At 37.3% G+C, this 26,596-nt stretch carries 28 protein-coding genes and 1 riboswitch; of the genes, 3 read left to right on the forward strand and 25 right to left on the reverse strand.

Features of this window, described 5'->3' with window-relative positions:
- Window positions 1–145: 145 nt before the first annotated feature.
- Window positions 146–277, reverse strand: a riboswitch (FMN riboswitch).
- Window positions 278–408: 131 nt separating this feature from the next.
- The 18 genes from CCK98_RS23740 to CCK98_RS23830 all read right to left on the reverse strand — a co-directional run bounded on the left by CCK98_RS23740 (window position 409) and on the right by CCK98_RS23830 (window position 18,300).
- Window positions 409–1,164 (reverse strand): peptidoglycan DD-metalloendopeptidase family protein, encoded by a 756-nt coding sequence (locus CCK98_RS23740; RefSeq protein ID WP_256942452.1) that lies wholly within the window; start codon window positions 1,162–1,164, stop codon window positions 409–411.
- 168 nt (window positions 1,165–1,332) lie between these two features.
- Window positions 1,333–2,508: a hypothetical protein gene (locus tag CCK98_RS23745; RefSeq protein WP_088088832.1), complete on the reverse strand. Its 1,176-nt coding sequence runs from the start codon at window positions 2,506–2,508 to the stop codon at window positions 1,333–1,335.
- Entirely contained in the window at window positions 2,483–3,034 is a 552-nt protein-coding gene (gene sigX / locus CCK98_RS23750; protein WP_088088833.1) for an RNA polymerase sigma factor SigX, read from the reverse strand. Before sigX ends, CCK98_RS23745 begins: the two co-directional genes overlap by 26 nt.
- A gap of 377 nt (window positions 3,035–3,411) precedes the next feature.
- Window positions 3,412–5,190 (reverse strand): ATP-binding protein, encoded by a 1,779-nt coding sequence (locus tag CCK98_RS23755; RefSeq protein WP_088088834.1) that lies wholly within the window; start codon window positions 5,188–5,190, stop codon window positions 3,412–3,414.
- On the reverse strand, window positions 5,187–5,903 hold the full coding sequence (locus CCK98_RS23760) for a response regulator transcription factor (RefSeq protein ID WP_088088835.1): 717 nt from the start codon (window positions 5,901–5,903) through the stop codon (window positions 5,187–5,189). The genes CCK98_RS23755 and CCK98_RS23760 overlap by 4 nt, the downstream gene beginning before the upstream one ends.
- 178 nt (window positions 5,904–6,081) lie before the next feature.
- A complete protein-coding gene (gene ccsB, locus CCK98_RS23765) occupies window positions 6,082–7,266 on the reverse strand; it encodes a c-type cytochrome biogenesis protein CcsB (protein ID WP_088088836.1) in 1,185 nt (394 codons plus the stop codon).
- Window positions 7,267–8,901: a cytochrome c biogenesis protein ResB gene (locus tag CCK98_RS23770; protein WP_088088837.1), complete on the reverse strand. Its 1,635-nt coding sequence runs from the start codon at window positions 8,899–8,901 to the stop codon at window positions 7,267–7,269.
- A 19-nt stretch (window positions 8,902–8,920) separates the two neighbouring features.
- Window positions 8,921–9,445, reverse strand: coding sequence for a thiol-disulfide oxidoreductase ResA (gene resA / locus CCK98_RS23775; protein WP_088088838.1), 525 nt, complete (start codon window positions 9,443–9,445; stop codon window positions 8,921–8,923).
- 98 nt (window positions 9,446–9,543) lie between these two features.
- Window positions 9,544–10,281: a 23S rRNA pseudouridine(2605) synthase RluB gene (gene rluB / locus CCK98_RS23780; RefSeq protein WP_088088839.1), complete on the reverse strand. Its 738-nt coding sequence runs from the start codon at window positions 10,279–10,281 to the stop codon at window positions 9,544–9,546.
- A 308-nt stretch (window positions 10,282–10,589) separates the two neighbouring features.
- Window positions 10,590–11,951 (reverse strand): IS1182 family transposase, encoded by a 1,362-nt coding sequence (locus CCK98_RS23785; protein ID WP_088088840.1) that lies wholly within the window; start codon window positions 11,949–11,951, stop codon window positions 10,590–10,592.
- A gap of 314 nt (window positions 11,952–12,265) precedes the next feature.
- Window positions 12,266–12,802 (reverse strand): spore maturation protein, encoded by a 537-nt coding sequence (locus tag CCK98_RS23790; protein ID WP_088088841.1) that lies wholly within the window; start codon window positions 12,800–12,802, stop codon window positions 12,266–12,268.
- A gap of 6 nt (window positions 12,803–12,808) precedes the next feature.
- Complete coding sequence (locus CCK98_RS23795; RefSeq protein WP_088088842.1) at window positions 12,809–13,396, reverse strand: nucleoside recognition domain-containing protein; 588 nt, start codon at window positions 13,394–13,396, stop codon at window positions 12,809–12,811.
- Entirely contained in the window at window positions 13,389–14,534 is a 1,146-nt protein-coding gene (locus tag CCK98_RS23800) for a D-alanyl-D-alanine carboxypeptidase family protein (RefSeq protein WP_179195914.1), read from the reverse strand. Before CCK98_RS23800 ends, CCK98_RS23795 begins: the two co-directional genes overlap by 8 nt.
- Window positions 14,535–14,868: 334 nt before the next feature.
- Window positions 14,869–15,759 carry a superoxide dismutase gene (locus CCK98_RS23810; protein ID WP_088088844.1) on the reverse strand — a complete coding sequence of 297 codons (891 nt, stop codon included), beginning with the start codon at window positions 15,757–15,759 and terminating at the stop codon, window positions 14,869–14,871.
- Window positions 15,760–15,886: 127 nt separating this feature from the next.
- Complete coding sequence (locus CCK98_RS23815; protein WP_088088845.1) at window positions 15,887–16,375, reverse strand: YpuI family protein; 489 nt, start codon at window positions 16,373–16,375, stop codon at window positions 15,887–15,889.
- A gap of 39 nt (window positions 16,376–16,414) precedes the next feature.
- Window positions 16,415–16,834, reverse strand: coding sequence for a hypothetical protein (locus CCK98_RS23820; protein WP_088088846.1), 420 nt, complete (start codon window positions 16,832–16,834; stop codon window positions 16,415–16,417).
- Window positions 16,835–16,955: 121 nt separating this feature from the next.
- Window positions 16,956–17,543 carry an SMC-Scp complex subunit ScpB gene (scpB, locus tag CCK98_RS23825; RefSeq protein WP_088088847.1) on the reverse strand — a complete coding sequence of 196 codons (588 nt, stop codon included), beginning with the start codon at window positions 17,541–17,543 and terminating at the stop codon, window positions 16,956–16,958.
- Entirely contained in the window at window positions 17,530–18,300 is a 771-nt protein-coding gene (locus CCK98_RS23830) for a segregation/condensation protein A (protein ID WP_088088848.1), read from the reverse strand. Before CCK98_RS23830 ends, scpB begins: the two co-directional genes overlap by 14 nt.
- 202 nt (window positions 18,301–18,502) lie before the next feature.
- Between CCK98_RS23830 and CCK98_RS23835 the strand changes: the two genes are divergently transcribed.
- Together CCK98_RS23835 and CCK98_RS23840 are read left to right on the forward strand one after the other, a co-directional pair.
- Window positions 18,503–18,595, forward strand: coding sequence for a YjcZ family sporulation protein (locus CCK98_RS23835; protein ID WP_088088849.1), 93 nt, complete (start codon window positions 18,503–18,505; stop codon window positions 18,593–18,595).
- 184 nt (window positions 18,596–18,779) lie between these two features.
- Complete coding sequence (locus CCK98_RS23840) at window positions 18,780–19,301, forward strand: DUF309 domain-containing protein (RefSeq protein WP_088088850.1); 522 nt, start codon at window positions 18,780–18,782, stop codon at window positions 19,299–19,301.
- Between the two features lie 31 nt (window positions 19,302–19,332).
- Here the strand turns inward: CCK98_RS23840 and CCK98_RS23845 are convergent, their stop codons facing one another.
- Window positions 19,333–19,683: a GNAT family N-acetyltransferase gene (locus CCK98_RS23845; protein ID WP_088088851.1), complete on the reverse strand. Its 351-nt coding sequence runs from the start codon at window positions 19,681–19,683 to the stop codon at window positions 19,333–19,335.
- A 509-nt stretch (window positions 19,684–20,192) separates the two neighbouring features.
- Here CCK98_RS23845 and CCK98_RS23850 point away from each other — a divergent pair.
- Window positions 20,193–21,056, forward strand: coding sequence for a DUF1002 domain-containing protein (locus CCK98_RS23850; protein ID WP_088088852.1), 864 nt, complete (start codon window positions 20,193–20,195; stop codon window positions 21,054–21,056).
- A gap of 45 nt (window positions 21,057–21,101) precedes the next feature.
- Here the strand turns inward: CCK98_RS23850 and lysA are convergent, their stop codons facing one another.
- From lysA to sigF, 6 genes are all read right to left on the reverse strand, one after another.
- Window positions 21,102–22,406: a diaminopimelate decarboxylase gene (gene lysA, locus CCK98_RS23855; RefSeq protein ID WP_088088853.1), complete on the reverse strand. Its 1,305-nt coding sequence runs from the start codon at window positions 22,404–22,406 to the stop codon at window positions 21,102–21,104.
- A gap of 157 nt (window positions 22,407–22,563) precedes the next feature.
- The gene (locus tag CCK98_RS23860) at window positions 22,564–24,054 is read right to left on the reverse strand and encodes a spore germination protein (protein ID WP_088088854.1); all 1,491 of its coding nucleotides are present in this window, start codon (window positions 24,052–24,054) and stop codon (window positions 22,564–22,566) included.
- The gene (locus tag CCK98_RS23865; protein WP_142292239.1) at window positions 24,041–24,610 is read right to left on the reverse strand and encodes a stage V sporulation protein AE; all 570 of its coding nucleotides are present in this window, start codon (window positions 24,608–24,610) and stop codon (window positions 24,041–24,043) included. Before CCK98_RS23865 ends, CCK98_RS23860 begins: the two co-directional genes overlap by 14 nt.
- Window positions 24,611–24,687: 77 nt before the next feature.
- Window positions 24,688–25,110: a stage V sporulation protein AB gene (locus CCK98_RS23870; RefSeq protein ID WP_088088856.1), complete on the reverse strand. Its 423-nt coding sequence runs from the start codon at window positions 25,108–25,110 to the stop codon at window positions 24,688–24,690.
- On the reverse strand, window positions 25,100–25,720 hold the full coding sequence (locus tag CCK98_RS23875) for a stage V sporulation protein AA (protein WP_088090534.1): 621 nt from the start codon (window positions 25,718–25,720) through the stop codon (window positions 25,100–25,102). The genes CCK98_RS23870 and CCK98_RS23875 overlap by 11 nt, the downstream gene beginning before the upstream one ends.
- Window positions 25,721–25,834: 114 nt before the next feature.
- Window positions 25,835–26,593 carry an RNA polymerase sporulation sigma factor SigF gene (gene sigF, locus CCK98_RS23880; protein WP_088088857.1) on the reverse strand — a complete coding sequence of 253 codons (759 nt, stop codon included), beginning with the start codon at window positions 26,591–26,593 and terminating at the stop codon, window positions 25,835–25,837.
- Window positions 26,594–26,596 lie beyond the last annotated feature (3 nt).

A 26,596-nucleotide genomic window follows, 5' to 3' on the forward strand; every position in this document is an offset into this window, starting at 1 on the left:
CCATCGCGTTTAGGAAGAGAGGTTCAGCAAACAGTCGAGTCCTAAGTAAATAAAAACTCCCTCAAGAAAATATACTTGAGGGAGTTTACAAAGGCACGCTTAATAAACGTTCATTAAACATAAATTTTTTGAACGTCTGCAGAACCTCCATCTTCTCCCATCCAGACTATACTGTCGGCTTTGGAATCACACCAAATCCTGCCAAAACGGCTCGCGGGCTTATGAGTTTCACTCAAATACCGCCGATCGGGAATTTCACCCTGCCCCGAAGATAGATCGATATTTAATTACAAATATAATTATACTGCTTCCTGCATTTTTTGTTAAGTAAAAGGTTTACGTTTTAACGCATTTGTAACTTCTACAACAAAACCCGCAGACACGTGGGTCTACGGGTGGATTATTATCTCAATTTACATTTAATACTTGCTTAGGTTTGATAAGATCCGAGGACAGATGGTTAAGTTGTTTAATACGTGTTACCGTCATATTTCTTTTCTTCGAAATGGAGTACAATGTGTCGCCTTGTTTGACGATATATTGCTTTTGTCCTTTCTCTGTTTTGTCTTCCTTTTCAAGTTTTACATGGGAGCTTGCTTCTAATACATCATCATTGATTCCAGCTATTCCACCCTGTACATTCTCGCCTGTGTCCGCTTTTCCTAAGAACTTTTCTGGATCCAATGCATATTTCTTATCATATCTCCACTCATGCTGGTGGGTTTCAAAATGAAGATGGGTCCCAGTAGCTTGTCCTGTTCTCCCCATTTTCCCTATAACGGTTCCCTGCTTAATACTTTGACCTTCTAATACAGTTCGCTTGTTTAAATGGGCATAGACAGTAACAAAATGACTTGGATGTTTTATAAATACTACATTTCCATATGTATTCGAATAATAGGATTTAACTACTTGACCATCATCGACGGCAAGAACAGGGGTGTTCAATTTTCCAGCAATATCAATTCCCTTATGTTTACCCATTCTCGTTCCATATGTATCAGAAATAATACCGTCTGCAGGCCATATCCACCCATCCTTTATCTCTTTCTCATCCTTCATACTTGCTTCGGAATGTATTCCACCAAAAAATAACAAACTGACACATAGCGCCATAATTAGGGCAATAAGAACCCTTTTTATGTAGTCTCGCATTTTCTTCATTCAACCTCCTTAGTTCTTTTCCTCCTCCACACAATATGTTAGTTGTTTCACCTTTAGAACATGTTCCTTTGTGGAGGAGCGATTAGACATACTTGTTATAATTTGGAGATTATAGTTATTTTATTCATGATAAAAAAAATCAACCACTTGGGGTTGATTGAGAATTAATTATTGAAGCGTCCGTAGGTTCGGAGCACGTGGGACTTTGTTTTCCTTTAATAGGTTAAATGTTCCGATTTTTTTTATAGGCGGATTTTTTATAATGACTTTTTCTAAACCAAATTCTTTAGCTGTTAATAACAAGGACTCATAAGCGTTAATCGTAACTTGGTCTTCTCGTAGACTCGAATTTTCATCTATTGTAACAAATAAAGTTTTTTCTTTAATGGATGCATCCTTAATCGGCAGAGCTGGAAAAAGTGAACTTTTTAACCCTAATAAGGGCTGATCATTCTTCATTGCCTCCAAAGCCCTATTAATATCAGTATACGTCTTTACTGATGGAACTAAGTAGGGGATTTCACTATCTTTAGAAAAATAAAAGAAGAAGGCATGATTCTTCTTTTGGACAACTTCAATTTGCTCTTTCCTGCCAAGATTCCCTAGTTCTATTCCAGGCTCACCATTTGTTGAAAATTGGATTTTTTTTATATGACTGTTAGAAGAAATATCTTTTTGTAATACATTCATAAAATTTGTTTCTGTTGTTGATCCTTGGCCGTACTGATGGGTTGACGGCACATCAACCAAAACAGCTTTATTTTTATTATCAAGCCTAAGCGTAGCATTAAGTGGATAAAATTCGCTTAAACCCCATTCTTCTTCCTTTAAACTCACCATGTTTTCATTAAATATAGTTAGCCATGATTTGTCATTTGAATCATTTACTATAGTGGAAACTGGAACAAGTATTTGCGCTTGTGGATCTGGAATCCAATAAGTTAAGACCCTTCCATTGTCTACATCATCATCATAGACTGCTGTTTTCAAAAGTTCATTATTCTCAGCTGCAGAAAAGGTCTTTGCTTTTAAATTGTCATCTTCTTTTTTCAAAGCAATGGAGGAATCTTCATCCGCTGTTTGCATTTCCTGCCCAGATGAAGCATTTTTTTGACTTGCTTTATCCTCTGAGTATTGGGTTCCGACCATTAATTTAGGAACTAAGATGAAGAAAATGAGCAATGCACATGCAGTAGCGAGGCCAGGCAGGAGCCATTGTTTTATTTTTGTCTTTTTTATAGAAAGATTCTGATAAATGTCACGAGGATTGCGATCATCTTGTATTTTGGGCATTTGCCTTAATAGTTCTTCGAGCTGCTTATCGCTCCACTCTGACTTTTTCACTAGCCGCTACCTCCTTCTGATAAGACATTTCCATATGTTTCTTCAATACCTTTAACGAACGGTGCTGTGTCGTTTTCACCTTGCTTTCTGTCCATCCTAATGCTTGGGCTGTTTCAGCAATCGATAAATCTTGAATATATCGCAGAATAATAACAGCTCTTTGATCCATTGTGCAATAGTCTAGACAGTTGTAAACCCACCTGATTTCTTCCTTTTGTACCGTGATTTCTTCTGGTATAGGATATCCATCTTTCAGCTGATTGGTGGACCAATCAAATTTTTCGAGTAAACGCTCTTTCCATCCCTTTTGTTTTCGGAAGAAGTCAATGGCTACATTTCTTGCAATCGAAAACAACCAGGTTTTCTCACTGCTTTTCCCTTCAAAACGGCGATAAGATTTAAAGACTCTTATATAGACTTCTTGGACAAGATCCTCGGCATGTTCTTTGTTCCTGACCATATAAAATAGAAATTGAAAAACGTCATGATGATATTTTTGGTAAAGTTCATCGAAAACGGAGTCCATCAATTCCCCTCCCCGTTCATAATATTAGTCGATTTATATGTATAAAAAGTTTCACCTTATAAATATAGACTTTTTTGTGACAAAAAGGAAGGTATAAATTGGAATCCATTTCCCAAAAATTTGATACAAAAAACTCATCCTGTAAATGGATGAGCTCGGTCGCTTTCGCTTTTAAGTTTATCTAGCTGCAGCGACCAGCGACTAGTGGATTGGCCCTCTCCTCCTTGCGATAAGTCAACATCGAATCGCTAGCACTCTTCGTGTTTCCTTTATCTCATGCGGAGCGGTTCCAATCCTGTCGTGCGCTAAACGGTCGCTTTCGCTTTTAAGTGTTCCTCGTGAATCAAGAACAATCGGCAAAATACTTGTTCATTTTACTATTTTCGAGGCACTAAAAAGGAAAATGTCGTTCCTTGACCGAGTTTACTCTGAACAGAAATATGACCACGATGTGCATCCATAATATTTTTAGCTATGGCTAGTCCAAGTCCTGTTCCTGCTCTTCCTCTCGTTCGAGCTTTATCAGCCTTATAAAACCGTTCAAACACAAAAGGTAAATCTTCGTCAGGAATACCCGCCCCAGAATCTTTAACTCTAATCCTTACGCCCTTATCTTCTGAAGTCACACTTAATTTAACAGAACCGCCTTTAGGTGTATGTCTAATGGCATTATCAATTAAATTTGTGAGAACCTGTTCGATTCGATCAGGATCAAAGGAAATGGAGGTGATTTCATTATCTATCTCTGCAAATAATTGAATTCCATTTTCTTTAGCTAATCCCTGGAACTTGTGGATAATTCGATTGATAAAAGAAGAGATATTAGTTTCCTCCATTGTTAATTGAAGATGTCCTGCTTCCATTCGGGCTAAATCTAGCAATTCATTGACAAGCCGGCCCATACGCAAGGATTCATCATAAATGACTTTTGCCATTTCCTTTTTCTCTTCTTGGGATTCAGCAATATCATCAACGATTGCCTCACTATAGCCCTGCAACATCGATATTGGCGTTCTAAGCTCATGAGAAACGTTTGCAATAAAGTCTTGTCTCATTTTATCTAACTGTCTTTCCTCGGTCATATCCCGCAGAACGGCTACTGCACCGCGAATAAAACGGTTACTATATAATGGACTAACTAGAATGACCCAATGTCTGCCTTGGAATGAAATTTCACCCATTTGTTCTGCTTCAGTATCGACTGCTTGCTGAAATAGATCCATTATCTCTGGTGGTATGGCTTCGGAATCCGTACTAATTCCACCCATTTCATAATACCAATATTGAAGAAAGCGGTCTGCTGGAGGATTGGTGATTAGAATCGCCCCATCCCGATTAAAGGTAATAACACCATCTGCCATACTGCTTAGGATACTCGATAATTGCTCTTTTTCTTGGCTAAGTGCACTCATATTGAATTTTAATTGTCTTCCCATTTGATTAAATGCAGTTGCTAGTTCCCCAATTTCATCATGTGTAAGGATGGGTACTTTTGTATCGAATTTCCCTCTGGCCACTTCAAAGGCTGCTTCTCTCATCTTTCTTAACGGAGCTGCAATTCTTGTGGACAAAAAGAAGGCAAAAATAGTTGTAAGGATAATAGCTACACCCGCAACAAGTAAAATAAATTTAGTTGTTTCATGGGTTGTTTCTTGCATTACTTCTAATGATTGATAAATAAAAACGGCACTTTTTTCTTCCCCGGGCAAATGCAAAGGTACACCAATAATTGAATACTTAGCTTCCTTTTTTTCTTCATTAAAGGAAAGGGTGGAAATCTTTTCAACAGTCCTATCTTTTTTTAATACTTGTGATAATGTCGGGTCATTTTTAATATCAGTATAGGATAACCTATTTGAAAGATTCGTGTTTGGAGAGTAATAGATTTCACTCTCATTTTTAACAATTACTACATTGTTGACATTATCAATAATTTCCCAGGATATCTCTAATCCAAGTGGTAATTTTTCATTAGGATGTTTTTCTAAAACATTTGCAATTTTCTCAGCTGTATTGGTCAAATCCTTTTTCATCTCAAGAGTATTGTAGTTTTGGAAAAATTCGAGAAGCATGATTGTTAAGATGAATAGCACAAAAGATACTAATAAAAGGATCGTTAACCATAGCTTTCCTACAACACTTCTTAATAATGTCATTCATTAATAACCTCAAATTTATAGCCTACGCCCCAAACTGTAACAATCATTCTTGCAGCTTGTTCAGATACCTTGTTTAATTTTTCACGAAGACGCTTTACGTGCGTATCAACTGTACGTAGATCCCCGAAAAATTCATAATGCCAAACTTCTTTTAGTAACTGTTCACGGTCAAAAACCTTATCTGGTGCCTTCGCTAAGAAATAGAGCAATTCATATTCTTTTGGCGTTAAACTTACTTCTTTACCATCTGCTGCTACCCTATGTGCGTCATTATCAATGGTTAAGTGTGGGAATACAATGACGTCTTTCGTTGTCGTTTCCGTTTGCAGGTAACTTGTTTGTGAAGACCTTCTTAACAAGGCTTTGACACGCAGGACAACTTCTCTCGGACTAAATGGTTTGACTATATAGTCATCAGTGCCCACTTCAAAGCCTTGGACTCGATTAATTTCTTCCCCTTTAGCAGTAAGCATGATTACCGGTGTTGCCTTCTTTTCTCTTAATTCACGACAAACTTCAATTCCGTCTTTCCCTGGCATCATTAGGTCAAGAAGAATGACATCATAGTCATTAGCAAACGCTTTTGCTAACGCCTCGGTTCCATCTTCTGCTTCATCAATTGTATAGTCTTCACGCTCTAAGTACATTTTTAATAAACGGCGAATTCTTTCCTCATCATCTACAACTAAAATTTTCACGTCTTTTTCCATTATTAATCCCCCCATGGAGTTTATTTTACAAAACGCTATTGTTTTATGCCATATTTTCGTGCTAATTCTCCTATAAAAAGTGTCAATAATTTGACAACGATAGCTACACTTGAAAATTTAATAAAAAGCCTTCACTTTTTGAAAGTGAAGGCTATAAAATTTTACCTATTGTGAATGCTCAACCCGCATAGGAATGTAAGCCAGCAATAACGAGATTGACTGCAACAAGGTTAAACATAATAATCACAAAACCAAGTACTGCTAACCATGCAGATTTTTCGCCATGCCACCCTTTTGAAAGGCGAAGATGTAAAAATGCTGCATAGAATAGAAATGTTATTAAAGCCCAAACTTCTTTTGGGTCCCATCCCCAAAATCGTGACCAAGCCATTTGTGCCCATATCATTGCAAAAATGAGTGCACCCAGAGTAAATACTGGGAAACCGATTAATACAGAGCGATAGCTAATTTCGTCAACAAAGTCTAGTTTAATGTTTTTAACTAGCGGTTTTAGTGCTGCAGCAATTCGTTTTCGTAATATTAATCTAATTAAGCCATAAATAACGAGTCCCGCCATTAATGACCAAATGACTGTATTTAATTTTTTGGCATTAATAAAAGCTGGTACCTCGAACAAAGGCTTAAATCCATCTTTTGTTAGTAAGTCTCCTTCATGCGGACCGGAAATGGCAGGCATCGTATATTCAACAATAGCCTGGTTATCATGTTTATCAACCCAATTAAATTTCTCATGGTAACCCAACCCTGAAAATAGTGAAGATACGGCAACGAAACCAAGTACGGCAACTAATGAAAACATGACCATTTCAAGCCAAAAGGTTTGTTTGTTGGATTTTGTTTGATCAATTGCCTTTACGAGATAAATAAGCCCTGCCGCAAAGCTAATCGATAGAATAGCTTCCCCAATCGCCGCAGTAGTTACGTGAATATGCAGCCAATAACTTTGTAATGCGGGTATTAATGGCGTAATATCCTTTGGAAACATACTTGCATAAGCGATAACCAATAGGGCGACAGGCATTGTAAATAATCCTAGTAAGGTTGTTCGATAAATAAAATAAATGACAATAAATGCACCTACAAGCGCCATTCCGAAGAATGTCGTGAACTCAAACATGTTACTAACTGGAGCGTGACCCGCAGCAATCCATCTAGTGATAAAGTAACCCAGTTGCGAAACAAAACCAACAATTGTTAACAGTACAGCAATCTTTCCCCATATGTTGGTTCCTTCCTTTTCATTCGCTTGCTTCTTGGATTTAATAGACCCTCCGAAAAACAGGGTTGCAACTAAATATAGTATAAAAGAAATAAATAATAAATTACTACTAATCGTTGCCAACTAGACACTCTCCTTATCCTTAGGTTTATCAGTATCTTCCCTTTGAACTTGATCGTCTGGCATTTCAAGTTTCGTATCTGTCAAAACTGTTTCCATTTCTTTTTTTAGTCCATACCAATTTTTGTTTGTATGCGCTGCAATCCAAATTTGTCCATTTTTGTTTTGAATCCAAATTCGACGGTGATTCCAATAGGCTCCTTGCATGACGCCAATCATAAATATGATTCCACCTAATATAATTGCCCATAATGTTGAATCCTTCCGAACAATAAATCCTGAAACATTCTTTGTTTCGATTCCTTTAAATGCCATTTTATATTGATTAGCCCCAAATGGCTCGATGGTTTGCTTGATGGCAACGAAACTTGTTTCCCCTTTTGGCTTTTCAGGGGATACCATCCGGAAGACAAAGGCAGGGTTGTTTGGAACTCGTGATTTTGTTGTTGGCTCCCCATTTTCCGCAAATTCGAAATCTGGAAAGTAGTTTAGAATTTCAACAGAATACCCATTACCAAGATCATACTTCATCTTCGGATCTGTAAGATCAATTTTAAGATCGTTAATGGCTTTTTTCGTATTTTTATTTGTTAATGAAAATGACATCGTATTGAGTTCATTTCGGAATGAAGCTTGGAAGACAGAATAACCTTCAAAGGTGAGAGGGAGATTTACTCTTACCTTATATTCGGTTACTTTCTTGAGCTTTGGTTTCTCGCCAGGTAGATTATTTCCAACACGCTTATAAAGAACAACATTCGATTGATAATTTTTCACAACATCTCCAGCCATATTAATAGCCTTTTCAAATGTTTTGTCTTTATTTTTATCATAGTGTTCTAAAATGAATTTGTTATTTTGGAGATAGAACTGTCCTTCTGTCTCAGGAACAAGAGCTGTTTCTCCCTCCCTGACCCAAAGGTTCTCATTAACATACATTCCAGGAATAAAGCGCAGCATCCCGCCGAGTAAGAAAATAATTAATCCAACATGGTTTACATACGGACCCCAGCGAGAAAAACGCCCTTTTTCAGCTAAGATATCTCCATTTTCTTCGCGGACATGGTAACGTCTTGCCATTAAATGCTTCTTAATTATCGTAAGATCATTTTCATCTGTACTTTCGTTCACACCAAAAATGCGCTGACGTTTTAAAAAACCTTCGTGTCTTGTAACCCTTTGGGCCTTAAGGGCCTTATATAATGGCACTACCCGATCGAGACTACAAATGACCAAGGATATACCGATCATCGCAATTAATAATAAATACCACCAGGAACCATATAAATTATTAAAACCTAATTGGTAATATAATTTACCAACCCAACCATATTCCTGCTCGTAATAAACATCTGCAGGCAAGTCTATATACATTTCCTGCGGCAAAATCGTACCAAGTGATGAAGCAATTAAGGTAATAATAATCAGCCAAACGCCAACCTTCACTGATGAAAAAAAGTTCCATATTTTATCAATAAATGTTTTATTATATGTTTGTGAACGTCTTGCACTTCCTTCATAGCGCATATCGAGAAGTTCTGCAGGGTTTATTTTCTCATCCAGCACTTTTCCGCATGCCTCACATAAAACAGTTCCATGTGGATTTACATGCCCGCATTCACATTTAACATCTTTCATTGAAAAAACTCCCAACAACCTAAGGTTTTATTTTCTCCATAAATTCCCTAATTTTCTCTTCTGTTAACTCACCCGTATAATATTTAACGACCTTGCCATTCTTATCAATCAAAAATGTAGCTGGCAGCGGATCAATACCATAAGTATTCATTACATCCTTATCTGTATCAATCATAATCGGAAAATCCAGCTTAAGTCGGTCAGCAAATTGATTAACTGCAAGTTTAGATTCTTGAATATCTACTGTTAAAACTTGTACCCCTTTGTCCTTATACTGATGATACTGATTATTAATATACGGCATTTCCTTTTTACAAGGCGGGCACCATGTTCCCCAGAAATTTAAGAAAACCCCTTGGCCGCGATAATCGGAAAGCTGATGTTTATTTCCTTGCATATCAACTAATGCAAAATCAGGAGCTAAGCTATCAACCGCCACTTTTTGTTTATTATCTTTTGTAAAATTAGCATATAGCGTATAAACAACGGCAGCCCCTAGTAAAAGTAGTATGATAGTTCTTACAACTAATCGCCGCTTTTTCAATTAATTCCCCTCCAGTAAATCACATGACACAGTTTGTCTAATTATAGCATTTTACAACACAAATACAGTGTAAATGAAGAATAGCATTTGTGACGGTTTTATGAATTTTTTTTGGTTGAGCCTAACCCTAGTGCCCTTAGCTGCTTTACTTCATGTGGGGTTAGCTCTCTTGCATCGCCCGTTTTTAAACCATTTAGTGTTAAGAAGGCATATCGTTCACGCTTTAATTTCAATACATCATGACCAATTGCTTCAAACATCCTTCTAACTTGACGATTTCTACCTTCATGGATGGTTATTTCAACAATGGCCGATTGTTTTTTATTATCTGCTGAGAGCAATTTCACTCTAGCTGGAGCTGTTTTTCCATCTTCTAGACGGATTCCTTTTTCAAGCTTCCTTAGATTTTCCTTTGAGGGAATGCCTTTTATTTTTGCAACATAAACTTTGTCTATTTCACTTTTCGGATGCATGAGTAAATTAGCAAATTCTCCATCATTCGTTAACACTAATAATCCTGATGTATCATAATCAAGGCGTCCAACGGGATAAATCCTTTCTTTTAAATGCGGAAAGAAATCCGTCACTACCTTTCTGCCCTTCTCGTCGTTCACACTTGAAATAACTCCTCTTGGTTTATATAAAAGGAAATAAACAGGTTCTTCTTTCTCAATCTGTATTTCATTTACCTCTACCTTATCAGATGAAGATACCTTCAGACCAAGCTCTGTAACAACCTTTCCGTTAACCTTTACACGCCCTTCTTTAATTAAGTCCTCAGATTTCCTTCTTGAAGCAATGCCCGCTCGAGCAATTACTTTTTGCAATCTTTCCATTCATTCCACCTCGAATTTATCTGTATAAAAAATAAGATGGCTCCATAGAGCCATTGGTTTCCTTTTCAGAAATAGTAATTTCCTTATTACTAGGGTAACGAACACAGAAACCTATCCTAATGAATTATGACATAATTTCTTCACTTTTCAAAGTCACGGGTATTATTACAGAAAAATATTAAAATAGCATGTTCAAATTGAACATGCTCCAGATTGTAGACAAAAGGCATTCGAATGAGCCCATTCGGATGCCTTTTTATTGGATTTTTGCTCATAAGAGCAAAATTTAGACCTACCTTTGACTATTATTACGCCAATTCTGGACCTTTCCACGTCCAGCTGGCCATCTTTTTCAAGTTCATGGCAGCAAAAGTAAGCATCGCTTGCATGGACAATTTTTTTAAGCCTCTTAAGGTTGTCCAACGCATACCATGCTTTTCCTTAGCATCCGCAAAGACCCGTTCAATCGTTTCTTTACGTCTTGCGTAAATGCTTTTATTTTCTTGTGTGTGACGAAGATGATCGGCTTCTTCTATGTAATGTTCCCAAACATGTCGCTCAATCAATTTTTTATGTTCTTTACTCTGCGTGCATTCTGAAAGTAAAGGACAATTTTGGCACTCAAACGGATTAGAGAAGTATTGACGCTTTCCATTCTTCGTCGTCGTTGCATATTTCAGTATTTGTCCTTGCGGACAGATATAACAATCGTAGTATTCATCATAAATATACTCATGTTTTTTCATATAACCGTCCTTCGTACGAGGTCGTGTATATGGTAATGCAGGAGTCATATCATTTTCAATTACGAATTGAGCAATAGCAGGTGTTTTGTATCCAGCATCAGCAGCAACAGCTTCAGGTTTCCCGTGTTTTTCAATGACCTTCTCAAGTAGTGGCTCGAAAATGACGCTATCATGGATATTCCCCGGGGTTACAATTGCACCCAAAACAAAACCATTTCGATCCGAAGCCGCATGAAATGAATATGCGAACTGTTTCGTTCGCTCATCCTTTACGTAATAACCACTTTCTGGGTCAGTGGTACTTTCTTTAATTTCCTTTAATTCTTCTTTTTCAAATTTATCTGGAGGAAATGGCTTTTTTCCGTGATCATCCCGGTCTTTATTAATCTCTTCTTGTAGACGTGTTTCATAAGCCTTCGATTCCTTTCGAACTACTTTCTTTTCAAATTTACGCTTATTTGCACTAGCTTTAACATGTGTAGAATCAATAAATACGTGCTCGCTACTAATCAATTTCTTTTCTGAGGCTTCCTTTAAAATACGATAGAATATCTGTTCAAATAAATCAGTATCCTTAAAGCGTCGCTCGTAGTTTTTACCAAACGTTGAAAAGTGAGGTACCTTATCATAAAAACCAAAGCCGAGAAACCAACGATATGCCATATTCGTTTCGATTTCTGCAATGGTTTGACGCATAGAGCGAATACCGAAGGTATATTGAATGAAAGCCATCTTTATCAATACCACAGGGTCAATACTCGGACGTCCCCGTTCAGATGAGTACATATCTTGAACAAGTGAATAGATAAATGAAAAATCAATAGCAGCTTCTATCTTACGAACCAAGTGGTTCGCGGGTACAACTTGTTCTAAAGCTATCATTTCTATTTGATCACGATTCATCTGTGTATTTTTAGTTAGCATTTCATCCACCTCATCTATATGTCTGTATCTTAATTATACAAAGGACTGATTTAAAGGTCATTATTGATTTTAAAACTTGTTGATTGGAGCGGAAGGCGCGAAGACTCCTGCGGGAGTACGGAGCAGGGGAGACCCCGCAGGCGCTTAAGCGCCGAGGAGGCTCCCCGCTACGCCCGCGGAAAGCGAAGCGCCTGGAGCGCAAATCAACAAACAATTTAACAAAGACATAAAAAAGACTGCCGGCAAACCCAAGTTTTTCGGATTTGTCGACAGTCTGTAGCATGTTCAAATTGAACATGCTCATTCATTTTATATTATTTTGTTCCAAAAAACATCGAAACTACTACAATTGCAGCGATAATTCCGACTACGTCGGCAAGTAGACCTACTTTTAGGGCATCCCCCATTTTTTTTATTCCAACTGCTCCGAAATAGACGGTTAAAACATAAAAGGTTGTGTCTGTACTCCCTTGCAAAACAGAAGCCAGTCGGCCAATAAATGAGTCTGGCCCATAAACGCCAATTAAATCACTTGTCATTCCCAGTGCAGCATTTCCAGAAATAGGCCTGATAATCAATAAAGGCACTATTTCCGCGGGTACTCCAATTGATTTCATCATCGGTCGAATCCAATTCATTAAAGCGTCTAATGCACCGGACGCGCGAAAAATTGAAATGGCCACAAGCATACCAACAAGGAAGGGAATAATTGAAAAGGCAATCTTAATTCCTTCTTTTCCACCTTCAACAAAACTTTCATAGGTTGGGACGCGTTTGAAGGTACCATATAATAGAATAAACCCAATTAGTAAGGGGATAAATGTTAACGAAATAACCGATATCATCTCCATGTTTTTTCATCCTTTTCTGCTTCTGCGATAATAGAAATAACGGTCAATTAAGATTGCACCTATCGCAGAGATAATGGTTGCTATAATCGTTGGAACGACTATCTCAGTAGGAGATGCAGAATGATAATTCATTCTAATCGCAATGACAGTTGTTGGAATAATGGTAATACTTGCAGTATTAATTGCTAAAAAGGTAACCATGGATCTGCTCGCTGAATCCTTTCCCCCATTTAACTTTTTTAGTTCTTCCATCGCTTTAATACCAAGAGGAGTAGCTGCATTTCCCAATCCGAACATATTTGAAATCATATTTGATAAAATATAGCCCATTGCTGGATGGCTTACAGGTACTTCAGGAAATAATCGTCTGACAAGCGGTCGAAACAGTTTAGATAGGCGTTCTAAAAGGCCGGACTCCTCCGCAATCCGCATCATTCCAAGCCAAAAGACGAGAACGCTGATAAGTCCAATACAAAGGGTCACCGCTTCTTTCGCACCATCAAATATTGCTTTATTCACTTCAGCCATTGTCCCATTGAATAGCGCGAAAATAAACCCAACAACAGTCATAAACACCCAGATATAATTAACCATTGGACTTTACACCAATAAAGATAAGAAAAATTTCCTTTACAAAATCCAACAACCTTTTTTTCTGCTCGGGCACCTTCTGATAGTAAATCGGAGTTTCTTGAACAACTCTTCCATCTAAGTAAACTGCTGCCTTTCCAACAATTTCTTCATTCTTCTTGTCATTATCAAATTTTTTGGCAGGCTTATTCAACTTATATTTAATAGAAAATAAGTCCATTTCCTCGCTCTTTACAGGATAAACAATTGATTTCTTTACGTATAAATGATTCTTATAATACTTATTTTTTACATCCTCAATTTTACCCTCAGGTAATACTTCAGCCATATCAAACCCTTTAAATCCAATCTCATACATGGAAATATGATCATTCCAATCGTCTGGTCCGTTCAAGGTTACTGCAATTAGGCTCATATCTCCTTTTGTTGCAGTTGTTACCAATGTCCTTTTGGCTCGTTTGGTATAACCTGTTTTCCCACCGGTTGTATATTTATACTTTGTTAGCAAGCGGTTTTTATTTTTCCAGACACGGTCCCAATCTTCTGTGGGGTTTGGTGCTCTATATACCTTTGTACCAGAGATTTTCTTAAAGGTTTTATCCTGCATGGCATAGCGCATTAACACGGCCATGTCATAGGCTGTTGAGTAATGGTCTTCACGGTCATCAAGTCCATGTGGATTGGCAAAATGGGTATTTAACATCCCGATTTCCTTTGCCTTTAGATTCATTAAATAGGAAAATCCCTCTACACTTCCCCCAACGTACTCGGCGATTGCTACAGCCGTGTCATTTCCGGACCTTAGCATCAACCCATATACTAGGTCCTTAAGCTTAATTTTTTCGCCTGGCTTTAAATAGACTGACGATCCTTCTGCACGAGTCGCTTGTTCGCTAACTTTTACATATTGATTCATTTTCCCCGATTCGATTGCTAGTTTCGCAGTCATTATCTTCGTTATACTTGCGATTCTTCTTTTTGTGTTGGCATCTTTCTCATAAAGGATACGACCTGATTTCTGCTCTATCAAAACCGCACTTGCTGCACTTACGGAAACTGAAGCATCCACCTTTTGAGGAATGTTAGCAATGAATATTGAGACTATGAGGGAAAACATAACTAGCTTCCAAATCATTCTCATTAGATTAACCTCGTCCCCTTGTAAAGTTATCTCGCTTCAGTGCCAAAGAAGGCACTTCTGCATTTCATTTTTCTTGTACAAGTTTATGCAGGACGAGGCTTGTTATGACAATTTGCTGAAGAAAAAGAAAAGCAGACGACAATTTCGTCTGCTTTTCTTTTTGACCATGTTAAAGGTCATTATTGATTTAAAGCCTACGTTGATTGTAGCGGAAGGCGCGAAGACTCCTGCGGGAGGACGGGGCAGGGGAGACCCCACAGGCGCTTAGCGCGGAGGAGGCTCCCCGGGACCGCCCGCGAACCGCACGCGCCTGGAGCGGAAATCAACAGCCAAGTTAAAATGCTGTCCATTTGATGTCCGCTGCTTTTTCAAACCGCATTTCTACATCATGCCAATTTACTAAGTTCCACCAATTGTCGACATAATCCGGCCTTTTGTTTTTATACTGAAGATAATAAGCATGCTCCCAAACATCTAATACTAAGAGTGGAATGGTATCCCACTGGGTCAATAGCATATGTCGTTCAGATTGCAGTATCTCTAAATGCCTTGCTCGTGGAGACCAAACTAATATGGCCCAGCCTACTCCTTCTACTTGCTTAGCCGCTTCAGAAAATTGCTTTTTAAACGCCGCAAAACTTCCAAAGTATTTCTCAATTTCACCTTTTAACAATCCTTTTGGATGATCCCCGCCATTGGGGCTCATGTTTTTCCAAAAAATTGTATGAAGATAATGTCCAGACCCATGAAAGGCAAGCTCTCGTGACCAATGTTTAATTAATGAAAAATCGTTAGTTTCCCTTGCTTTTTTAAGATTAATTTCTGCTTTATTTAATCCATCAACATATGCTCTGTGATGCTTATCATGATGAAGCTTCATGATTTCCTCTGAAATATATGGTTCTAGTGCATTATAGGGGTAGGGAAGGTCAGGGAGTGTATGGCCCCCAGCGGGTACAACTTTTTCTGCCACCCAAATGACTCCGCCTTCTTGTTTTCTTTTAAAATAATCTTCCATTTGCTCATGGATATGCTCAGCCTTTGCTTGAAGGCTGAGTAGCTCTTCATTTGATAATTGTCTGCCTGTGTTTTCGATTAATTCAGTGAAATTATCAAGATGTTCCCATAAATCAGAATTTCCTCCCTCCTTTTCTGATTGAAGAAACTGTTTCATTTGCTCATTCCACTCAAACAGTTCGTTTACATAACGACTAAAACGATCCATTCTATCCCTTCTTCCTGACAATAGGATGCTTTATAAGTAGCCTACCTAGATGGTATGAGGGTGAGAGCAAGAAAAGAACATGATAAAAGGCCGCCCTAATAATAGGACCGCCCTTTCAATGATAATCTTATTTTGATTGGATCATTTTTGTTCGATAATCTGTTTCATAATACTCTAGTTCTTCCCTAATCCTTTGAAAATCACCTTCTAAACTTTTGACCAACTGTACAATACTGTCAGAAATGTTTCGATAAAACTTGATAGAGTTTCTTCCCGTGTAAGCTGACCTGCTGTCTTCGAACCAGGCATCATTCTTCGGTGAGAAAAACTCTTCAATACACTGATGATAAATTTTATAAAGAGTTTTTTCTGCTGCTGCTTTTTGAAAAGGACTGCCTTGCAAAATTACGGAGCACGCATCTAAACCTTCTTCACTATAAACAATTAATTTCCGTAAATTTGCAAAGATTAATTTATTATAATTACGATCTTCTTCATTTTCCAAGTCTAATTGCGAAAGCGTTGCTTCATTTAAAAAATCCTCTAATGTTAAAATTGACTTCCCTAAAAAATTCTTTACATCATTTAATTGTGTTTTTACCAATGTATTGCCCATTGTTAACCCCCTAAATTATTTTTACTTCGTAAACATTGCTTATTTTGGCTGCATAATGAACTCTAGCGGAGAACGAAGCTCATATTCTTTCTTTTGGTTAAGAGAAAGAAAAATTTCAGGTAATTTATTATAATTGATATCTTGAAAATAAGAAGCAAATTCCTGCTTTGAATTAATATAAAGTCGTTTTCGGCTGCGCAGGCCTGGATTTTTCAAGAGACATACAAGTGCTACGATGTCTTTAAACGAAACCTCATTGTTATCCTGAACCATAATCGGGTCTTGCTTGTACGGAGTGAATTCATGGAAGAATTCATCGAAATACCTAACATATAAAACGTGCAGCGTTTTTTCCTCACCATCTTCAGAAAAAGTAACGATGCTTCTGTTAAAATAGTCCTCAGAAGTATTTGATTGTTCCTTTTCTAATTCAAAGCCTTTACACTCTTTAATTAACAAATTAATCCCACTCCTTGGCCAATGACAATATCACATGTAAATATCTTTTTAACATGTCGTGAAAGAATTGAATAATTAACCTACGTTTATTTTATCATAAAATTAAGTAAGTATTGGAAAATTAAGAATTAATCGTCTCCTGAAATTTTTCAAAAAATAGATCTGCCTCTTCCTGAATAAATTCATCTTCTGCCTTTTCGGGAAGCTGGGGTAGTTCTTCAATACTTTTCAGACCAAAGTAGTCCAGAAACTCTTTCGTTGTTCCATATAAGTAGGCTCTTCCAGTACCCTCTGCACGGCCAACTTCTTTTATTAACGCTTTTGCCATTAGTGTATGCAAAGGTCTTTCTGTTTTCACACCGCGAATTTCCTCAATTTCAGCTCGAGTGATTGGCTGTTTATAGGCAATGATGGCCAATGTTTCTAGCGCTGCCTGTGACAATGTGGAAGTATGGGGGGAATCAACAAGTTTCTTTAGATAAGTTGCATTTTCTTTCTTTGTTGCAAGTTGATAGGTACCAGCAAGCTGGACCATCATAATTCCCCTTTTGTTGTCCCGCTCATATTCTTTTTTCAGATCCTCAATGATTTCACTTGCCTTAAGTTCATTCACTTCTAGAACCTCTGCTAGCTGTTTCAGTGAAAGCCCTTCATCCCCTGCAGCAAACAACAGGCTTTCTAGGATACTGTTCCAGTTAATGATTTCCAATCATTTCTGCCCCTTCCTTTACGGCTTTAACATAAATATCTCCAAAGTTCTCTTGTTGCTGGGCGTCAATCTCTTTTCTTTTAATAAGTTCCAAGACGGCCAAAAAGGTTACGACGATATGGTCCTTAGCCGGATAGGGAAATAATTCATTAAAGTTTTTTTGTCCTTTAAGCTGCTTAAGTTCCACCATAATTTCTGTCATTCTGGTTTCAATAGATATTTCCTGACGAGTAATCTTCGTTGCCATTGGACGCTGAAGTTTCTTTCGTCGCATTAATTTTTGAAGTGCAGCCAGCATATCATACAGAGAAACATTTAACTCCTCTTTTTCCGGCTGTTTCTCTTTCGCAAACTCAGAAAGATCACTTGGCGGCTTTGTATACATTAGCCCTCGTTCCACTTCCATGGATTTTAAGTCATGGGCTGCTTCTTTATATTTTCGATACTCTATTAAACGCTCAACAAGTTCGTCTCTTGGATCTTCTTCGAATAACAAGTCAGGATCCTCTACATCGAGAACTTCCTCATGCTTTGGTAAAAGCATTTTACTCTTAATTACGAGCAACGTCGCAGCCATAACTAAAAACTCGCTTGCAACATCGAGCTTGAGCTCATTCATTGTCTTAATATACATTAAGTATTGCTCGGTTATTTCGGCAACCGGAATATCATATATATCAATTTCTAAACCATTAATTAAATGGAGCAGCAAATCTAATGGTCCTTCAAATGCATCGATTTTCACCTGGTATGGCATTATAACTCACCAAAATTCTTTAAAATAAGTTCGTTGATCATTCACTTCGAATATTAATAGTATAGAGGATTAAATAAGGTTATCCAATAGAAAAATCAACATGGCGAGGGAATATTATCAAAACATGATGATTGCCCATAACAATGGACAAATATCCTACATATGATGACAAGGAAAAGAACAAAACATTTTTTAGGAGGTAATGAATATGTCAGACGGATTCGGATCCGGATTTGCGTTAATTGTAGTTCTATTTATCTTGTTAATTATCGTTGGTGCTTCCTGGGTCTATTAATTAAACATTAGGAATTGTTCAGGATTACACATATTACTGTTCGCTCCGGCTACCAATATTAATTAGAACTACTTGCCCGTCAATATTGACGGGCTTTTTTTTTGAAAAGTAAAATTCTAATATTATAAAGGAACCATTTAACTGTGATAAACTATACTAAACATTTTGTAAGGGGGAGAATTGCTTGTACCCGAGCGAGTATATACATTTTTTAGCCCATTTTCATGGCGATCGTGATTATTTCGAGTGCCATGAACTACTTGAAGATTACTGGAAAAAGACCGATCCGAGAAACAAGGATTCCGTCTGGGTCGGTTTTATTTTATTGTCAGTATCTGCTTATCATCATCGTCGAAGTAATTTTAGCGGTGCTGAACGAACATTAAGAAAAGCAATAATGATACTTAAATTACAATCGGATTCATTGACAAAACTCGGATTAAATAAAGTGGATTTTTACCACTTGTTAAATAGACAGATTTCTGCATTACAAAAAGGAGAATCATACAGAAGCATTTCCTTACCCATTTGTGACCCCGCCTTATTAGAATTTGCCAAAAAGGCATGTGATCAAAAGGGGTTTATTTGGGGAAATGAAAGTGATCTTACAAATAACTCCCTTGTCCACCGTCATAAATTACGTGACAGATCCAGTATAATAGAAGAAAGAACTCGGTCATTAAAGACGCGGAAAAGCAGCGAATAAATTTATTATTCGCTGCTTTTTTGAATGTAATCTAGCAAAAATCACATTTTTCGATAAAAGCTGCTGTATTTTCATTTGCAGTAATTTCTTTTTCTGCATACATTTCATTCAGTGCTTTAACCATTTTTTTACCGATTCCCTGAAAACGATGCGAAGGATTCACGGAGATATGAAGGATTTCTATAGAATTGGTATCATCGTGATTCAAGACACCCAAAAGCCCTATTATATCTTCTTCTTTCCAAAGAAAAAGCTGCAAATGCTCTTCTGTTTCATATTCCTTCATGGTTTGTTGGAGCTTTTTTAAGTCTTTTTCGCTGGGCATAAAGGATAATAAACCCATTGCAATTTTTTCGAAAGTTCTTTTATAACGAATTAACATTTAGATCCCTCATTATATTAAATAAACCGATAAAATATTTGGTTTAACAATAGTATATTTTTACCAAGAAAATCAATATTAAACATTATTCATTATATGTAGTCGCAGTTATTATGTTTCATTAATCACCATGATACATAATAAATGGTCAATCATCAATAAAATTATTCTTAGTGTCTGGGTCCAATAAAAATCCAATAAATAATTCCCCATAGAACGGACAAGCCAATAAGAATACTAAATAACACCCAGTTAGTTCTCTTCATGAAAAGCTTCCTCCAAAATAAGTTTTGAAGATGTTGTACATGACTTCCATTCTACACTAAATTACAAAAATAATCTATTCTGCTTATATCCGCTTACAAATTTTGTATTTTTTTTGTTAAGATTAACTATCTATGAAACTTCCGTGTAGATATTTACGTTATTATTATTGGATTCGGTTATATTAATTAATAAAAGAGTCTCAACAATTCTTTACTACCTTTTAGAGTTACGAGGAGGAAACTATGAAGAAAATTCTTATTTACTTATTGTTAAGTTTGCTACTTATCAATCCAGTCCCCACTTTTGCTGATATAGCTGAAGGGGACATGATTGTTACATTAGGTGAAAATTTAACAAAAGAGCAAAAGAATAAACTATTAACGGAAATGGGTGCTCCAAATGATGTACAAATAGTAACTGTATCGAATCAGGAGGAACATCAATATTTAGGGAAATACGTATCAAAATCATACATCGGCACAAAGGCCATATCATCATCTGCTATAACCATTCAAGCTAAGGGGTCTGGGATTACCGTTGAAACCAAAAATATTAACTGGGTTACGGACGAGATGTATGTCAATGCCCTTATCACTGCGGGTGTTAAGGATGCAAAAATTTATATAACATCCCCGATTACGGTTTCTGGAACGGCCGCGCTTACAGGTATCATAAAAGCCTATGAAATATCTGCTGATGAAACGATTCCTGAAGAAGTAAAACAAGCAGCAAACCAGGAAATGGTCGAAACCGCTAAACTAGGAGAATCCATTGGTGATAAGAACGCTGCTGCATTAATTGCGAAAGTGAAAGAAGAAATTGCTAAGAATAAACCAAAAAATGATGAAGAATTACAAAATATTATTGAACAAGCTGCAAATGAATTAAATGTTAAACTTACTGATGAAGAAATGAAACGATTAATGGACTTTTTTAATAAGCTCAAAGATTTAAACATTGATTGGAACCAAGTTAGCGACCAACTTAATAAAGCTAAAGATCGTATTTCTAAATTTCTTCAATCAGAAGAAGGACAAGGTTTCTTAGAAAAAATTAAACAATTTTTTATTTGGCTCATTGATGCCATTAAATCCATATTCTCCTAACTGAATCAGAAAAAGCTGCCACTTCAAACGAAGTGGCAGCTTTTTCTATTTCAGCGGCAAATCATGGCGTAGTAAGTCTTCGTAGGTCTCTCTTTTTACTACAAGTGTTACTGTTCCATTTTCTACAAAAACGACAGCCGGACGCGGGATTCGATTATAGTTATTTGACATTGAATAGCCGTAGGCACCCGTGCAAAAAACTGCGAGAATATCCTCTTCTCCAGTTTCTGGAAGCGGCAAATCCCAAATCAACATATCTCCAGATTCACAGCATTTCCCAGCGATTGAAACAGTTTTATTCGCTTTCGTTAATGGCTTATTTGCAAGAACAGCTTCATATTTCGCCTGATAGAGTGCAGGTCGAATATTGTCACTCATTCCGCCATCAACCGCTAAATACTTTCTAACACCAGGTACTTCTTTGGACGAACCCACTTTATAAAGAGTAATTCCTGCATCGCCAACAAGTGAACGACCTGGCTCTATCCAAATTTCCGGCATTTTTAAAGAGTAGTTCTCCGTTAACTTTTTTACTTCCCGTATAATTTCACTCACATATTGGAATGGTTGTAATGGTTCATCTTCTTTTGTATAGCGGATCCCGAAGCCCCCGCCCAAATTTAAAACCTTTGCTTCAAAGGAAAGTTCCTTTTTCCATGCTTCCATTTTTTCGACAATCTTTTTTGCAGCTAATAAAAAGCCAGTTGTTTCAAAAATTTGTGATCCAATATGGCAATGGAGTCCAAGTACCTCAAAGTTTTCAATTTCAAGCGCCATTTTTAATGCGTCTTCCGCTTGTCCATTTTGAAGATCGAACCCAAACTTCGAATCTTCCTGCCCAGTTAAAATGTAATCATGTGTATGGGCTTCGATTCCCGGAGTTACCCTTAGCAGGATATTTACATGTGCATTTTTTTCGATTGAAATTGCTTTTAATAGCGCAAGTTCCGAAAAATTATCCACAACAATACAGCCGATTTCCTGATCCAATGCCATTTCTAATTCTTCTCTACTTTTATTATTTCCATGAAAATGAATTCTCTCGACTGGGAATCCTGCAGCCAACGCAGTATACAATTCACCCCCGGATACTACGTCGAGTGACAACCCCTCTTCCTCGGCGAGCTGAATCATGGCAATGGTTGAAAAAGCTTTACTGGCATAGGCCACTTGTGCCTTAATATTTTGTTCTTCAAATGCCCGCTTAAAGGACCGTGCCCTCTCGCGCATTAATGCGACGTCATATACGTAAAGGGGAGTTCCAAATTCTTTAGTCAACTCAACAGAATCAACTCCGCCAATTTCTAAATTTCCATTTTTATTTACCCCTGTTGTCCCGTAAAAATACATTCCCTTCCCTCTCTCTCAATCACTCACTATAGTTTATGCGGACAATCATAAAAGATAATAATAAATAGACAGAATCTGCAAAAGATACTGCCTATTTTCACACTTTATCCCTTTATTTAATTAAAAATACTTTAGCATAACTGCTAGAAAAGTGCAATTATTTCTCGTTCGCTTTAGGCTGCTGCCTGTATCGGTTTCTAGGATGTACAATACTAGGTCTGAGAATGGAGCCTGGTATTGCTCTACGGACAATTATCTGCAAAAATCCTTTCGGCTCAAAAGGTAGGAATGGCCATAAATAAGGTGTATTAAGGGCACGTATTTTAACAAGGAAGAGAAAGAATACCGTAGCCCCAATGATAAATCCAGGCAAATGGAAGAATGACACAAGAATCAACAGTGTTAATCGACCAATTTTGTTTGCTACACTTAATTCATAACTAGGAGTTGTAAAAGTGCCAATCCCCGAAACGGCGACGTACAAGATTACCTCTGGAACAAATAGACCTACACTAATAGCAATTTGCCCAATCAATATTGATGCGATTAAACCCATTGCTGTAGAAAGTGGTGTTGGTGTATGAATTGCTGCTAGCCGTAAAAATTCAATCCCAAAATCCGCTAAAAATATTTGAACGATAATGGGAATATTGGTCTGTTCATTCGGTCCAATAAACGACAGCTTTTCAGGTAATAATGAAGGTTCCAATACAAACAACAACCATAATGGAAGTAGTAAAATAGATGTCAATATCCCTAAAAAACGCGTCCAACGCACAAATGTTCCCATTGCTGGTGATTCACGGAATTCCTCTGCATGCTGCACGTGATGGAAAAATGTAGTAGGAGCAATAATAACACTAGGTGAAGTGTCGACATAAATAACAACATGCCCTTCAAGAATATGTGTAGCTGCAATATCAGCACGCTCCGTATATCTTACCAGTGGAAATGGATTCCAACCCTGTTTCAAGATAAATTCTTCGATTGTTTTATCAGCCATTGGAATTCCATCTGTTTCAATTGCTTTTATTTCTTTACGAATAATATTTATCATATCTGGATCTGCAACATCTTCTAAGTAACCTAAAGCCACATCTGACTTGGACCGTTCGCCCACCTTTAGCATTTCGAAGCGCAGTCGTTCATCTCGAATTCTTCGTCTTGTTAAAGCTGTATTTAAAATAATATTTTCAACAAAACCATCACGTGATCCTCTAACTACCTTTTCTGTATCGGGCTCTTGAGGCTGCCTGCCTGGATAGCTTCTAACATCAATGGCAAAAGCAGTATTTTCCCCTTCCATTACAACAACAATCAATCCAGATAAAACCTTGTCGACAATGATATCCAGCTGGTTAATCTGTTCAACAGATTGATTAACTAGTCTATTTTCAACAATCTTAAAGAGGTCTGTCGATAATTTTTCATGATAATTGATTTCTACTAATTCTTTAATCAATTGAATAATGTAACTGGTATCACATAACCCATTAACATAGTAAATATGGACGTCTTTTTTGAGGACTTTTAATTTCCTTACTCCAAAATCAAAGCTTACCCCAAGGCCCACCCGTTGTTTCATATAATTTTCTATTTCATTTACCGATTCCGGGATTGGCCATTTTTGTTCGTTACTTCTTGACATGAAAGCCACTCCTTTCAAGTATAAGCTCCACTGCTTTTTTCGTTATCGGGGAACCCTGCTTGTAGGAGTCACGTCTTGCCATTTTGCCAATATCCCCAACGCCTACGATGATAGGTACCTTCAATTCATCGAGGCAGTAAACAGTGTCACCATTTATTCTCCCGATTTCAAGCTCTGGTATACCAAATTTATCTACCCCATATGGTGTTAAATTCCCATCACGATCGATGCTTACGTCCACCCTAGCCCATTCTTCATGTCTTGATTTTGCTGCGACAGCAATGATGCCCAGAACTTCAATTTCTTTATGTTGAGCAACAAATTTCAATGCATTTTCACCTGCGCCTTCTCCAACTATACCACTATCATCAAACATCACTAATACAGGATCGTGAGGAGTCTTTTTTATTAACTTGACTATTTCAAGTCCAGTTAATGTTGACGGATTTCCTTGGGAACTGGATATACACCTGCCGCCAATTTCTCTAGCAACATGCTCTACAGCCCTTTTTGCATATTCGTCACCATCAGTTATTAAAATAACACGCCTCCGAATGCTCATTCTGTGATGTCCTTTCATCAGAAAAGCGTAAGCGCCTGCTAAGCACCAGTGCTAGACTGTTTTCAAAAGTTTTAATGATGAACAAAATAAACCCATTGGAAGATAGATCCAAAAATCTTCCCTAATACGATGGCCATAATTAATATGGTAATTTCTCCATCTAATCGGATTCTTTTGGCGAGAATGGGGAAGACATTTAATACCTCTGTAAGAGCGGCAGCCAACATTCCATAAAAAGTCCCACCGGTCAATCCTAGAAAAATTAATGGGAAGGAAGGAATGTTTAAAACGGGGTCCCTTAGGCTCGCTCCTACCCCCGTGAGTGCTCCTAAGAATACTGCCCATTCATAATGTTGAATCATTTTCATTGTTTTACTAAGTTGTGTTAGTCTCGGGATAACTCCGAGCACCGTAAGAAAAGCTACAAAACCAGAACCTACCGCCAGTCCGCTTGCTACACCTAAAAAGATAATCGCTAAAATACTAATCATCATTGATTTTTTTTATACTTTCTTTATTTTCATGGATAATTACGTAATTATCTAAATCCATTTGGTAATTAAACATTTCTACTTCTAGAGGACTGGGTTCTTCATTAATACGTTTCTTAAAAACATGGTTAAAAAATAGTATCATTCCTAAGCCTAAACCAATAGAATAGGGGATTTGAAACAGTAATGGTTTTGTTTCTTTTTTTCCAGTAATAATGGTATATAATTTTTCTTGGACACTCTTCATACTTACATCATCATGAAAATTCATGATCGCCATGGCAGAACCAAAAAATAAGAGAAACCATATTAAAAGAAAATAGGGAATGAAAACTCTCTTTTTCTTATACGTAACTTCAATGATGGTCTGCGCAGGACCAATGGTTTGAACTTCCATTTCTCCAAATTCTCTTTTTAATATGTGGATTACTTTCATGACATCTATGATGACTATATTCTGGTCCGCATCTGTTAATTGATGGATCATCATAGTTTGTAAATGTGAAAGAACTTCATCCGGGGCAATGACTTGGGCAATATCCTTTAACAATACTTTTTCTTCAGGCGGTGTTTGGACACGATTCCGCATGCGGATGTATATTGTTTCTTCCAAAACATTCACTTCCCACACAATGATTTCCTCGTATAAATAGTATGAGTAATAAGCATTTTTTTCATGAAATCCAAAAATTCCCAAAGTTATTCAACAAATGAAAAACCGTATGAATCAGAGATCCATACGGCCTTTCATTTGCTGCAATATTTTTTTTTCAAGTCGCGATACTTGTACCTGAGAAATCCCGAGCCTAAGGGCGACTTCAGATTGTGTTTGGTCCTTATAATATCTTAAATAGACAATAAGTCTTTCACGTTCATCCAATTCACGGATAGCTTCCTTTAAGGCAATTTTATCAAACCATTTTCCATCATTACCGTCATCAATTTGGTCAAGTAATGTAATCGGGTCCCCGTCATTTTCATAAACGGTTTCATGAATGGAAGAAGGTGTCCTGCTTGCTTCTTGAGCAAGAATTACATCCTCCGGTGTCAGCTCAAGATGGGCTGATATCTCGTTAACGGTCGGAATTCTTCCAAGCGTTTTCGATAAATCATCCTTCGCTTTTCTGATTTTGTTTCCCATTTCTTTCAGTGAGCGGCTAACCTTAACGGTTCCATCGTCACGGATAAATCGCTGGATTTCACCAATAATCATTGGAACTGCATATGTCGAAAACTTTACATCATATGAAAGGTCAAATTTATCAACTGATTTTAATAATCCGATACAACCAATCTGGAATAGGTCATCAGGGTCATAGCCCCGATTAAGAAACCGTTGGACAACAGACCAGACCAGACGCATATTCTTTTCAACGATTAAATCCCTTGATACTTGGTCTCCGTCTTGGCTCTTTTTGATGAGCTCTTTTACTTCATGGTCCTTTAAATATGTTTGACCTTTATTGTTCTTAACCTCCACATCCATTGG

The sequence above is a fragment of the Bacillus sp. OV166 genome (genome assembly GCF_900177675.1).
Taxonomy (GTDB): domain Bacteria; phylum Bacillota; class Bacilli; order Bacillales; family Cytobacillaceae; genus Neobacillus.